We start from the raw sequence: 11,933 nt of genomic DNA on the forward strand, positions 1-11,933 counted from the left end.
GGCTTCCGGCCGTTGCCGGCGAAGCGTCAACATACAACACCTTCGCCCAACAATTTTCCGGACGCGCCAAGGACACGCGGATACCGGCCGTTAGGCGCGGTCATGTCTATTCTAGCCCCTCGGCCGCCCGGGTCCAGAACTTGAGGGACTCGGACCCGGAGGAGCGGGCCGGAACTGCTGCTATTTGACTGCTATTTGCTGACGCCGGTCGCGGCGTCGGAGACGATGTCGATCCGCCAGCCCGTGAGCTTGGCGGCCAGCCGTGCGTTCTGGCCTTCCTTGCCGATGGCAAGGGAGAGCTGGTAATCGGGAACGACCACCCGGGCGGAGCGGGTCGCTTCGTCGGTAATGGTGACCGAATTCACGCGCGACGGCGAGAGGGCACTGGCGATGAACGTCGCCGGATCCTCGCTGTAGTCGACGATGTCGATCTTCTCGTCGTTCAGCTCGGTCATGACGGCGCGGACGCGCGAACCCATTTCACCGATGCAGGCGCCCTTGGCATTAACGCCGGAGGTGTTCGCCTTGACCGCGATCTTGGTGCGGTGTCCGGCTTCCCGGGCCAGGGCCACGATCTCCACGGAACGGTCGGCGATCTCCGGGACTTCCAGTTCGAAGAGCTTCCGGACGAGCCCGGGGTGCGAGCGGGACAGCGTAATGGAGGGTCCCTTGGTGCCGCGGTGGACGTCGATCACGAAGGCGCGGAGCCGGTTGCCGTGGGTGTACTTCTCCCCCGGAACCTGCTCGGGCGGCGGCAGCAATGCCTCCACCGTGCCCAGGTTGACCTGGATCATGTGCGGGTTGTTGCCCTGCTGGATGGTTCCGGCCACCAGTTCGCCTTCGCGGCCCTTGAACTGTCCGAGCACGTTGTCGTCCTCGGCGTCCCGCAACCGCTGCAGGATGATCTGCCGTGCGGTGCTGGCCGCGATGCGTCCGAACCCCGAAGGGGTGTCCTCGAATTCGCCGATCGGGGCGCCGTCGTCGTCGATCTCGGTGGCCCAGATGGTCACGTGGCCGCTCTTGCGGTCCAGTTCGGCGCGGGCCTTCTCGAAGGCACCCGGCGTCTTGTGGTAGGCCACCAGCAGGGCCTGCTCGATCGTGGGAATCAGGAGATCCAGCGGGATTTCACGCTCACGCTCCAGGAGTCTCAGTGCGCTCATGTCAATATCCATTAGGCCTCCTCAGAAGGTCCATTGTGTTCGTTCTCCAGACCGACCTCTTCGAGGTGGCTGAACTCTATCTCGACTTTTCCGCTGCGGATCCTGTCGAAAGGAAGCTTGATGGATTCGCCCTGCTTGGGTTTCATTCCCTTTTTGACGGCAATTTCCGGGACCAGGGTGACGCCGTCCTCATGCACGGACTGGATCCTGCCGGTGACGTTCTCGCCCTGCAGGACGTTGACGTTGACCATCCGTCCGCGGGCGCGGTGCCAGTGCCGCTCTTCGGTGAGCGGCCGTCCGACGCCGGGGGAGGACACCTCCAGCTCATACGGACGGGAGTCAGTGCTGGGATCGTTGTCCAGGATGTCGGAGAGGGTCTTGGAGATCTCGGCGATGACGTCCAGGCCGACGCCTCCGCTCTCCTCCTGCGGCAGGTCCACCACTACGTGGACGACGCGGTTGGCGCCGGCGATGTGGATCGAAACGTCCTCCAGGTACAGCCGGTTCGCCTGGACTGCGGGCTCCAGGAGGGCGTACAGACGCTCGGCCTCCAAGTTGTGAACGGGTGCGGCTTCAGCCTTACCCGTCCCGGTCCGGTCTGTTGAAGTCGTGGCTTCTGCGTTGGTCATGATGCCGGCCGCCTCCCGCTAGATGATGTTGTGTGTACTAGCCTAGCGATTTTCCGGGCGCCGTGGTGCACGCAGTTCCTGGCCGGCATGACAACATGGTCTGTTGTGAAAGACGACACCAGGGAAAAGCGATTGCAGGACCTCTTTCCCCGGTCCCTTCCGCGCTGGGCTCTCCTGGCCTGCCTCGCCCTGGTGGTGGTCAGCCTGGGAGTGGCTGTGACGGCGGTACGTCCGCCGGACCCCGCGGAACCGCCATTTTCCGAGCAGGCCCGGGCCGCCGCGCTGACGGAAACCCTGCGGCTGAGGGCTGCGGGCGAACAACTCGGCCGGGCAGCGCCGGGCACTGCGCCGGACCCCGGGCAGGCGGCCGCTGGGCAGACTGTGACCTTGCTGACAACCCAGGCACGGGCGCTCCTGGCACCGGGTGACGACACCCCTGAGGCGTCCGCCCGGGCGGCAACGCCGCTGCTCTCCTCGACTGCCCTGCCTACCCCCGCACCCCTGCCCTCCTCGGCCGCCGGGCTCGTTGCCGCCCTGGCGGAAAGCGGCGGGCAGCGCCTGGCGGCGGCGGCAGTGGCCGACGGCGGCATGGCCCGGCTGCTGACAGCCGTCGGAACCGCACAGCTTCTTCAGGCATCAGCCCTGGCCGCGGCCACAGGAACTGCGGCACCCCCAGCGGCCGACGTCGCCTCCCCGCAACTGTCCGGAGCGTGCCCGTCCGGGTCCGCCGCGGCGTCGCCCTCCCCCTCGCCGGGAGGCGACTCTCCGTCCGGTGCAGCCTCCCTGGAAGCGGCGCTGGCGGCCACCGTGCGGACGGAAGCGGAGTCCGTCTACGCCTATCAGGTGGCCCTGCCCCGCCTGGGCGGCGACGCGGCAAAGGCCGCGTCCGAGCAGCTTGCCCGCCACGAAGGACTCCTCAATGGTGCGGAAGCCCTGAGCCGAACGCACTGCTCCCCCGTTCCCCCGCGGGACGCGGGCTACACGCTGGGAAAGTCCTTCCTGGCAGCGCCCGCCTCCGGCCTGGCGGACCTTGAGACCGCCACGCTGCCGGTCTACGGCGACCTCGTGGCCCTGAGCGAGGGCGAGACCCGCCAGTGGGCCATCTACGCCCTGCTGGGCGCCGCCCGGCGGGCCGTGTTCTGGGGCGCGGATCCCGGCGCCATTCCCGGACTGGCGGCGGACCCGGCGTCGTTCCCCGCGCTGCCCGCCACCGGCTCGCCCTCGCCCAGCCCCACGGGCTCCTAGCCGGCTCCCCCGCGGCCGTTGCCTCCCCTGCTGCTGACCAATCCCCGGCGGGCTTGTCCGGCGCGATCCGGGGCTGCTTTGCGGCCCGGAACCAGCGATCATCTGCCGGACGACGGCGTGTCCGTGTCGAAGTGCCCCCGGTCGGAGCGGCGGGAATGGACGAAGCCTTGGCTGACCTTGCTTAGCCTTGCAATACTGGCCAGCCGGCGGCGCTGGTGCTTTGCTGGAACCATGGAAACCACCGGCGCCGCAACTCTCCATGACAACGAGCCCCACCGGAACGACATCGCCCAGCGCCTCAACTGGCTCCGGGCAGGCGTGCTCGGAGCCAATGACGGAATCGTCTCCGTGGCGGCGATAGTGGTCGGCGTCGCGGGCGCCACCTCGGATTCGGGCCCCATTCTGATCGCCGGTGCCGCAGGCGTGGTGGGCGGCGCCATCTCCATGGCGCTGGGCGAATACGTTTCCGTCAGCAGCCAAAGCGACAGCCAGAAGTCCCTGATCGAGAAGGAACGCCGTGAACTCTTGGAGGAGCCCGAAGAGGAGCTGGCCGAGCTGGCCGCGATCTACCAGGGCAAGGGGCTGAGCGCAGAGACGGCACACCAAGTCGCCCTGGAACTCACCGAGCATGACGCCCTCGCGGCCCATCTCTCGGCGGAACTCAACATTGACCAGGCGGACATCGTCAGCCCGTGGCACGCGGCATTCGCCTCCGCCGTCTCCTTCCTTATCGGCGCCGTACTTCCGATGCTGGCCATCCTGCTGCCGCCGGAAAACGTCCGTGTCCCGCTGACCTTCGCGGCCGTGCTGGTGGCTTTGGCAGCCACCGGGGCACTCGGTGCCTGGATCGGCGGCGGTTCGAAGATGAAGGCGGCGGTCCGCGTCGTGGCGGGCGGCGCGCTCGCGCTGGCGGCCACCTTCCTCATCGGCAACCTGCTCGGTGCCACCGGCGTCGTCTGAGGCCACGAGCCCGTCCGCACAGCCCGCTGACTCACTGCGCCGCTGGCTCACCGCCAGGCTGCCCGCACCGCCGGGCTGCATCGCTGCGGCATCAGCAACTACGCTGGATCCGATGAGCCCGACCGCAGACGTCCCCATTCCGCCCGATCTCACCCGCCGCTACGGCCGCAGCGCTGACGGACGTGGCTGGCTGGCGTCGCTTCCCGGCCTGATCGGCCAATTCCTGACCCAGTGGCAGCTTGAGCTGGACCTGGAGCCAGGGTCCCTGCCCTGGAACGGCCACGGCGGCATTGTCGTTCCGGTGCGCCGCCGGCACGACGGCGTCGGGACAAGCCGCCGGACAACCCAGGATGCTGCCGTCTTGAAGCTGGCCTATCCGCACGACGAAGCGGTCCGGGAACGGCACGCACTCACCCTGTGGGGCGGCCACGGCGCCGTCCGGCTCCTGGCCGCCGACGCCGCTTCCTGCGCCCTGCTGCTGGAGCGGCTTGACGCTTTCCGCTCCCTGCAGGACATGCCCGTCGAGGCGGCCGTGCCGGTGTGGGGCGGCCTCGTGCGGCGGCTCAGCCTGGTCCCGGACGGTCGGCCGGAGTGGCGGGAGTTCGACCATGTCGCGGCCCGGGCCGAACACTGGAGCGATGAGCTGCCGGCGGCATGGGAGCAATTGGCGCGCCCCTTCCCGCGCTGGCTCCTGGAAGCGGCGCTCGAAATCTGCCAGACCCGCGGCGCCGTCGGCCGGCGGTCGGGGAAAGACGTACTGGTCCACACGGACCTGCACTACCTGAACATCCTGGCCCGGCCTGGAGCACCGGACCCGGAGCAGTACGCCGCAATCGATCCGCAGCCCATGATCGGCGAGGCAGAGTTTGCGGTGGCCCCGCTGCTGTGGAACCGGATCCGGGAGCTGTCGCGGGCGGATCCCCGACAAGCGCTGCTCGAGCGCTGCCGGGACTTCAGCGCCGCAGCCGGGCTCGACGCCGAAACTGCCCGGCAGTGGAGCCTGGCCCGCGAAGTGGACAACGCCCTCTGGTACGCCGCGCGGCCCGGCCACGAAGGGGACCTGGCCCGTTCGCTGTGGGTGGCGAGCACGCTGGCGGGCCGCACGCTGCCGGACCTTCCCGCACCGCGCGAACTGCCGGCGCCTGGCGACGCGGCCGGCTAACCGCGCACTGCAGCCAGCGCGTCCCGTACGGTGTCGACGGCGACCCTCACATCGGCGTCGTCGGTGCTCCAGTTGCTGACCGAGATCCGCAGGATGTCCCGGTCCTGCCAGCGCGAGCCGGACATCCAGACCCTGCCGTCGCCGATGATCTTTTCGGTCACCGCGCGCGTCACGGCGTCGTCCCCGAAGGCCAGCGACACCTGGGTGTAGTCGACGTCGTTCAGCACCTCGACGCCGTCCAGCGCCGACAGCTGCTCCGCCAGCTGCGAGGCGCGCTGCACCAGTTCGCGGATCTGGCCGGTGACGCCGTCCCTGCCGAGTGATTTCAGTGCCGCCCACACCGGCACGCCGCGCGCCCGGCGGGAAAGCTCCGGAACCTTCTCGAAGGGGTCCCCCGCGCCGTCCGCGGCCTGGATCAGGTAGCTGGTGTGCACGCCCATGGCCGAACGCAGCGCCTGGGCGTCCCTGACCACTGCGATGCCACAGTCATAGGGGACGTTGAGGGTCTTGTGCGCGTCCGTGCCCCACGAGTCAGCCTGCCGGAGGCCGGCTGTCAGGGCGGAGAGTTCCGGCACGGCAGCGGCCCAGAGCCCGAACGCCCCGTCCACGTGCACCCAGGCACCGTGCGCCTTCGCGACGGCGATCGCCTCCGTGAAGGGGTCGAAGGCGCCGGAATGCAGGTTCCCGGCTTGCAGGCAGACCAGCACCGGGGCCGGGCGGAGTCCATTCGCTGAGCTGAGCGCCAGGTCGAGGGCACAGTCCAGCTCCGCCGGGATGATGCGCCCCTGCCTGTCGGCCGGGACCACGGTGGGCCGGCCAAGCCCGAGATACCGCAGGCCGAGGTCGATCGTGTCGTGCCGTTCCTGCCCCACGAAGCAGTGGATCCGGGGCGCGCCGGACAGGCCGTCGCCGTCGAGGTCCCAGCCAGCGTCCGCCATCAGGCGCCACCGCGCGGCGGCCATGCCGGTGAAGTTCGCCATGGTGGCTCCGGTGGCAAAGCCGACGTCGGACTCTTCCGGAAGTCCCAGCAGCTCCAGGAGCCAGGCGCCCGCCGCGTCCTCGATGGCCGCCGTCGCCGGTGTGGCGAAGCGCAGCCCGGCGTTCTGGTCCCAGGCGCTGACCAGCCAGTCTGCCGCCAGGGCGGCCGGCAGGGTGCCCCCGATGACCCAGCCGAAGAACCGTCCGGAGGGCATGGCCATCAGGCCCGGCTCGGCCTTGGCCGCGAGATAGTCCACCACCTCCGCGGCCGGCATTCCTTCCTTGGGCAGCGGACCGCCGAAGTCGGCCACCAGCTTGCCCGCAGTGACCCGCGGCCCTATGTGGCGCGTTGCCTGGCTGTCCAGCCACTGACGCGCGTGCCCGGCCGCAGCCGCCAGGGCATCCCTGTAATCTTCCTCACCTGCTGACATAGCTGCATGCTACGCCCGAGGCTTCCGGACCGGGAGTCCTTCTTGCAGAGGGAGCGGCTAGGCGAAGGTGTCCTGCCAGATGTCGGAACCGAGCTTGAGGATGAGCGCCCCCACGATCACCAGGAACACGATCCGGATGAACCGGCTGCCCTGCTTGACGGCTGTGCGCGCGCCTAGGTAGCCGCCCGCCATGTTCGCCATTCCGAGCAGCAATCCGAGCCCCCAGAGCAGCGAGCCGTGCGGCAGGAAGAACAGCAGGGCGCCCGCGTTGGTGGCCATGTTGACGATCTTGGCCTTGGCGCTGGCCTCGAGGAAGGCATAGCCCATGGCGGACACCAGGGCAATGATGAGGAAGGAACCCGTTCCCGGACCGATCAGGCCGTCATAGAAGCCGATCACCGCCCCGATCACGCAGGCCACCACGTAGTGCCGGCGGCCGTCATGCCGCAGCCTGGTCAGCTCACCTACGTTCGGCCGGAAGGCCGTGAACAGCGCGACGGCGACCAGCGCCGCCACGATGATCGGCTTGAACACGCTCGCCGGCAGGTTGGCGGCCAGCACCGCGCCGCCGAAGCTGCCCGCCAGCGCGATCACCGCCATGGGCAGGGCGGTGCGCAAATCCGGCCGGACGCGGCCGTAGTACGTGACGGCGCTCGTGGTGGTGCCGAAAATGGACCCCATCTTGTTGGTGGCCAGCGCCTGCACCGGGCTGATGCCCGGCACCAGGAGCATCGCGGGAAGCTGGATCAGCCCGCCGCCACCGACGACGGCGTCCACCCAGCCCGCGGCGAAGCCGGCCACCACAATCAGGATGACGGTGCTGAGCTGGATCGACTCGAGGCCGGAGACCACACCTACCAAAGACAGCGCGTCAGCTGTTGCGGACGGCGTTGACCACATAGTCAACGGCCTTGTCAACAGGAACATTTTCGGCGTTGCCGCTGCGGCGGTCCTTGATCTCCACTACGCCGTCCACGAGCCCGCGCCCGACGGCGAGGATGGTCGGCACCCCTACGAGCTCGGCGTCGCCGAACTTCACGCCGGGCGAAACCTTGGGGCGGTCGTCATAGATGACCTCGAGGCCTGCGGCTTCAAGCTCCAGGGCCAGCTTTTCCGCGGCCGCGAAGATTTCCTCGCCGCGGCCCACTGCCACGACGTGGACATCGGCCGGAGCCACGGCCCGCGGCCAGACCAGGCCCTTGTCGTCGTGGTTGGACTCGGCCAGGGCCGCGACGGCGCGGGTGACCCCGACGCCGTAGGAGCCCATGGTCACCACGACCTGCTTGCCGTTCTGGTCCAGAACCTTAAGTTCAAGGGCTTCGGCGTACTTGCGGCCGAGCTGGAAGATGTGGCCCATCTCGATGCCGCGGGCGGTTTCCAGCGGGCCGGACCCGTCGGGGGACTCGTCGCCGGCGCGCACCTCGGTGCACTCGATGATGCCGTCCCAGCCGAAGTCACGGCCTGCGACGAGCCCGAAGACGTGCTTGCCGGCTTCGTTGGCGCCGGTGACCCAGGCGGAACCGCTCACGACGCGCGGATCCACGAGGTAGAGCAGCTTGGCGGCGCCCTCGGTGCCCAGCAGGGGCGCGTCCAAGGACAGCCCCGGGCCGAGGTAGCCCTTGACAATCAGCGGCTGCTTCTTGAGGTCGTCCTCGTTGGCGGCCTCGAGCGTGATCTCGCCGGCGATCGGCAGGAAGGAGCCGATGTTCGCTTCCACCCGCTTGAGGTCCACCCCGCGGTCGCCCGGCAGGCCGATGACGACGATCTGGCGTTCGCCGGTCGGCAGGGTCACGGCGAGGACGACGTTCTTGAGGGTGTCCGCGGCAGTCCAGGCGCCGCCGTCGGGCTCGGCGCGGGGAACCAGGACGTTCGCTGCGTCGACGAGGGTGTCGATCGTGGGGGTGTCCGGGGTGTCGCGGACTTCCGCGGCCGGAGCGTTGCCGAAGTCGATGTCCGCGGGGACGACGGTGGTGACGGCCTCGACGTTGGCCGCGTAGCCGCCAGCCGAGCGCACGAAGGTGTCCTCGCCGATCTCCGTGGGGTGCAGGAATTCCTCGCTCTTGGAGCCGCCCATCGCGCCGGCGGTGGCCGCAACCGGAATGACTTCAAGGCCCAAGCGCTCGAAGATCTTCAGGTAGGCGCCGCGGTGAGCCGCGTAGCTCGCGTCCAGGCCGGCGTCGTCGACGTCGAAGGAGTAGGAATCCTTCATGATGAATTCGCGGCCGCGCAGCAGGCCAGCCCGGGGCCGTGCCTCATCGCGGTACTTGTTCTGGATCTGGTAAATGCTCAGCGGCAGGTCCTTGTACGAGGAGTACAGGTCCTTGACTAGCAGGGTGAACATTTCCTCGTGGGTGGGGGCCAGCAGGTAGTCGTTGCCCCTGCGGTCCTTGAGCCGGAAGATGCCCTCGCCGTACTCGGTCCAGCGGTTCGTGGCCTCGTAGGGTTCCTTGGGCAGCAGGGCCGGGAAGTGGACTTCCTGTGCGCCGATGGCGGACATTTCCTCGCGGATGACCTGCTCCACCTTGCGCAGCACGCTCAGCCCCAGCGGCAGCCAGGTGTAGATGCCAGGAGCGGCCCGCCGGATGTAGCCGGCCCGGACCAGGAGCCGGTGGCTGGCCACTTCGGCGTCGGCGGGATCTTCACGCAGGGTGCGCAGGAACAGCTTGGAGAGTCGAAGGACCACTGGGTATCTATCCGTTTCTGGGGAGGAGCGGGGCAAACCCGGCAAACCGGGAAAGCGGGAAAACCGGGAAACCGGCCAAAAGCGTCTAGCTACTAATCTACCGGCAGCCCGGACGCGGAAGAGCCACGCCATAACTGATGGAAGCCCCTGGCCGTTCCCGGCTGGTCATCCTGTCATGGCGTGGCTCTGTGGCCCCAGCACCCCCAGATCTCAGGCTGTGAGCTAGTTGGTGTTGCCTCCACGCATCTGCAGTCCCCGGCAATTACTCCATGAACTGCGCGCGCCTGTGCGACACGGCTACGTAGAACTTATGTGACGCACGGCCCGAAAACAAGAGTCGGAATCCGCATATTTTTCCGTTGACCATCGCCTCCCCCGGGTCTACATTCAATTCATCACCTGGGGAATTATTCGAGGTGGCGGGAAAGACTGGAGCGCTCCGGCGGAGGAGAAACATGTCACATTCAGCAGCGGCAGCCGGCGCCCTCCCCCTCGGGGCGGCGGCGGTGCAGGTGAACGGCCTGCGCATCGTGCGGGCCGGAAAGGCCATCCTGCAGGACGTCGGCTTCAGCATTCCCCCGGGCCGGATCACGGGACTCTTGGGGCCCTCCGGCAGCGGCAAGACCACCTTGATGCGGGCTGTTGTCGGCGTCCAGCGCATAACGTCCGGAACTGTCACGGTGCTCGGAAGGCCCGCCGGCCATCCGGCCCTCCGGCATGTGCTTGGCTATGTCACGCAGTCAGCCAGCGTCTACCCGGACCTCAGCGTCGAAGCGAATGTCCGGTATTTCGGCGCCATGCATGGCACGCACCGGCGCGACGGGCTGGAGGCGATTGCCGCCGTCGGGCTGGAAGGGCAGGCACGGACCAGGACGGCAGACCTGTCCGGCGGCGAACTCAGCCGCGTGTCGCTGGCCTGCGCCCTGGTTGGCCGCCCGAAGCTGCTCATCCTGGACGAGCCCACCGTCGGCCTGGACCCGGTCCTCCGTGCTGACCTCTGGGACCGCTTCAAGGCCATGGCCGCAGCCGGGACGACGCTGCTGATCTCGAGCCATGTCATGGAAGAGGCCAGCCACTGTGCGTCCCTGCTGCTCCTGCGGCAAGGGCGACTGCTGGCCTCCCTCACCCCCGCCGAGCTCGGCCGGCGGGGCGGCAGCCAGGATCTGGAACTGGCGTTCCTGAACATCATCCGGCAGGCCGAGGCCGCCGAAGGGCCACCCCGAGCCGCGGAACCAAGCCGAGCCCTGGAGCTGAAATGACAACCGAAGTGAAGGTGACCACGTGAATCCGCGCATGATGCTGGCCACGACGACCCGCGTGCTGGACCAGCTCCGGCACGACCACCGCAGCGTGGCGCTGATGCTCCTGGTTCCCGCGCTTCTGCTGACGGCCGTCTATTTCCTCTACGAGAACGAGACCGTGCCGCCCGGCGCCCCGCGGACCTTCGACCGGGTGGGCCTCATGATGTTGGCGATCTTCCCGTTCGTGGTCATGTTCCTCGTCACCTCGATCACGATGCTCCGCGAAAGGACCTCCGGGACGCTGGAGCGGCTGCTGACCACACCGATCCACAAGGCGGACCTGCTGTTCGGCTACGGTCTGGCGTTTTCCATCATGGCCACCCTCCAGTCGGTCGTCGCCACCGGCGTCGCCTACTGGGTTTTCGGCCTGGAGATCAAGGGCAGCCCGGGCCTGGTGGTGATGATCGCCGTCGTCAATGCGGTGCTGGGCGTGGCGCTGGGCCTGCTGTGTTCGGCCTTCGCCCGGACCGAGTTCCAGGCTGTGCAGTTCATGCCGGTGGTGGTGGTGCCGCAGATCCTGCTGTGCGGGCTCTTCGTTGCGCGGGACCGGATGAACGAGGTGCTCGAAGCCGTCTCCAATGTGCTGCCGCTGACGTTTTCGGTGGATGCCCTGAAGGAGATCGCAGGCCACACCGAGGCCACGGAACTCCTGTGGCAGGACACGGCTGTCATGGCCGTGATCGTCGTGGCTGTGCTGGTCCTGGCCTCGCTGACCCTGCGCCGGCGGACTCCGTGAGCGGCGGCCGGCCCGAGGCGCGGCGCGGGCCCCGGGGCGGCGGTACGGATTCCCGGAGCCAGATCCTGGCGGCGGCCCGCCGCTTGTTCGCGGAGCACGGATTCGAGGGCACCAGCCTGCGCCGGATCGCCCGAGAGGCGCACGTGGACCCGGCGATGATCCACCACTTCTTCGGGGGCAAGGATGAACTCTTTGCCCTGAGCGTTGAGCTGCCCGCGGACCCCGCGCTGGTGCTGGCCGGCCTCGGCTCCGGAGACCTTGAAAATCGGGCCGAGGCCGTGGTGCGGGCGGTGCTGCGGCTGTGGGAAAGCCCGGCCCAGCACAGGCTGCTGGCTTTCCTGCGCGGCACCATCGGCTCCAAGGCCAAGACTGCGCTGCTCCGGGAAACCGCCACGCGGACAATCCTGCCGCGGATCATGGCAGGCATCCCCGGCACGGCGGAGGAGCTGGCCCTGCGCGGGAGCCTGGTCGCCTCGCAGATTGTGGGGCTGGTACTGGTGCGCTACGTCGTCAGGCTGGAGCCGCTAGCTTCGGCCTCCCCCGATGAAGTGGTGCGGCTGGTGGCACCCAACGTCCAGCACTACCTCACGGGTGCGCTGTTGCCGGACAGTGCGCCGCCACTCGGGCGTGAAGGTTGAAGAGCCGCTA

General features: G+C 68.6%; 11 protein-coding genes. 6 read left to right on the forward strand and 5 right to left on the reverse strand.

The features are described from left to right. Positions 1-191: 191 nt before the first annotated feature. Both nusA and rimP read right to left on the reverse strand, forming a co-directional pair. Positions 192-1,172 (reverse strand): transcription termination factor NusA, encoded by a 981-nt coding sequence (gene nusA, locus ACQCSY_RS02655; RefSeq protein ID WP_427132954.1) that lies wholly within the window; start codon positions 1,170-1,172, stop codon positions 192-194. Continuing rightward, positions 1,172-1,789, reverse strand: coding sequence for a ribosome maturation factor RimP (gene rimP, locus ACQCSY_RS02660; RefSeq protein ID WP_427132955.1), 618 nt, complete (start codon positions 1,787-1,789; stop codon positions 1,172-1,174). Before rimP ends, nusA begins: the two co-directional genes overlap by 1 nt. Before the next feature lie 87 nt (positions 1,790-1,876). Here rimP and ACQCSY_RS02665 point away from each other — a divergent pair, with 87 nt between their 5' ends. From ACQCSY_RS02665 to ACQCSY_RS02675, 3 genes are all read left to right on the forward strand, one after another. Beyond that, on the forward strand, positions 1,877-3,034 hold the full coding sequence (locus ACQCSY_RS02665) for a DUF4439 domain-containing protein (protein ID WP_427132957.1): 1,158 nt from the start codon (positions 1,877-1,879) through the stop codon (positions 3,032-3,034). A 231-nt stretch (positions 3,035-3,265) separates the two neighbouring features. Next, the gene (locus ACQCSY_RS02670; RefSeq protein WP_427132959.1) at positions 3,266-3,994 is read left to right on the forward strand and encodes a VIT1/CCC1 transporter family protein; all 729 of its coding nucleotides are present in this window, start codon (positions 3,266-3,268) and stop codon (positions 3,992-3,994) included. A 112-nt stretch (positions 3,995-4,106) separates the two neighbouring features. After that, entirely contained in the window at positions 4,107-5,156 is a 1,050-nt protein-coding gene (locus tag ACQCSY_RS02675; RefSeq protein ID WP_427132961.1) for an aminoglycoside phosphotransferase family protein, read from the forward strand. Here ACQCSY_RS02675 and ACQCSY_RS02680 read toward each other — a convergent pair. The 3 genes from ACQCSY_RS02680 to ACQCSY_RS02690 are packed head-to-tail and all read right to left on the reverse strand — an operon-like array spanning position 5,153 to position 9,248. After that, on the reverse strand, positions 5,153-6,565 hold the full coding sequence (locus ACQCSY_RS02680; protein ID WP_427132962.1) for a pyridoxal phosphate-dependent decarboxylase family protein: 1,413 nt from the start codon (positions 6,563-6,565) through the stop codon (positions 5,153-5,155). The genes ACQCSY_RS02675 and ACQCSY_RS02680 overlap by 4 nt on opposite strands. 57 nt (positions 6,566-6,622) lie before the next feature. Further along, positions 6,623-7,417 carry a sulfite exporter TauE/SafE family protein gene (locus ACQCSY_RS02685; RefSeq protein WP_427135629.1) on the reverse strand — a complete coding sequence of 265 codons (795 nt, stop codon included), beginning with the start codon at positions 7,415-7,417 and terminating at the stop codon, positions 6,623-6,625. A gap of 19 nt (positions 7,418-7,436) precedes the next feature. Continuing rightward, positions 7,437-9,248, reverse strand: coding sequence for a proline--tRNA ligase (locus ACQCSY_RS02690; RefSeq protein ID WP_427132964.1), 1,812 nt, complete (start codon positions 9,246-9,248; stop codon positions 7,437-7,439). 455 nt (positions 9,249-9,703) lie between these two features. Between ACQCSY_RS02690 and ACQCSY_RS02695 the strand changes: the two genes are divergently transcribed. Genes ACQCSY_RS02695 through ACQCSY_RS02705 form a run of 3 tightly spaced genes read left to right on the forward strand, consistent with a single transcriptional unit; the run spans position 9,704 to position 11,923 of the window. Continuing rightward, a complete protein-coding gene (locus ACQCSY_RS02695; RefSeq protein WP_427132966.1) occupies positions 9,704-10,507 on the forward strand; it encodes an ABC transporter ATP-binding protein in 804 nt (267 codons plus the stop codon). Between the two features lie 34 nt (positions 10,508-10,541). Beyond that, positions 10,542-11,285, forward strand: a complete 744-nt coding sequence (locus ACQCSY_RS02700; RefSeq protein WP_427135631.1) for an ABC transporter permease — start codon at positions 10,542-10,544, stop codon at positions 11,283-11,285. Beyond that, the gene (locus ACQCSY_RS02705) at positions 11,282-11,923 is read left to right on the forward strand and encodes a TetR family transcriptional regulator (RefSeq protein WP_427132968.1); all 642 of its coding nucleotides are present in this window, start codon (positions 11,282-11,284) and stop codon (positions 11,921-11,923) included. The genes ACQCSY_RS02700 and ACQCSY_RS02705 overlap by 4 nt, the downstream gene beginning before the upstream one ends. Positions 11,924-11,933 lie beyond the last annotated feature (10 nt).

The organism is Pseudarthrobacter sp. S9 (genome assembly GCF_050156545.1).
Lineage (GTDB): Bacteria > Actinomycetota > Actinomycetes > Actinomycetales > Micrococcaceae > Arthrobacter.

Excerpts from the sequence above, each read along its gene's own strand:
- nusA (WP_427132954.1), bottom strand. The coding sequence starts at position 1,172 with ATGGATATTGACATGAGCGCACTGAGACTCCTGGAGCGTGAGCGTGAA.
- rimP (WP_427132955.1), bottom strand. The coding sequence starts at position 1,789 with ATGACCAACGCAGAAGCCACGACTTCAACAGACCGGACCGGGACGGGT.
- ACQCSY_RS02665 (WP_427132957.1), top strand. The coding sequence starts at position 1,877 with ATGACAACATGGTCTGTTGTGAAAGACGACACCAGGGAAAAGCGATTG.
- ACQCSY_RS02670 (WP_427132959.1), top strand. The coding sequence starts at position 3,266 with ATGGAAACCACCGGCGCCGCAACTCTCCATGACAACGAGCCCCACCGG.
- ACQCSY_RS02675 (WP_427132961.1), top strand. The coding sequence starts at position 4,107 with ATGAGCCCGACCGCAGACGTCCCCATTCCGCCCGATCTCACCCGCCGC.
- ACQCSY_RS02680 (WP_427132962.1), bottom strand. The coding sequence starts at position 6,565 with ATGTCAGCAGGTGAGGAAGATTACAGGGATGCCCTGGCGGCTGCGGCC.
- ACQCSY_RS02695 (WP_427132966.1), top strand. The coding sequence starts at position 9,704 with ATGTCACATTCAGCAGCGGCAGCCGGCGCCCTCCCCCTCGGGGCGGCG.
- ACQCSY_RS02700 (WP_427135631.1), top strand. The coding sequence starts at position 10,542 with ATGATGCTGGCCACGACGACCCGCGTGCTGGACCAGCTCCGGCACGAC.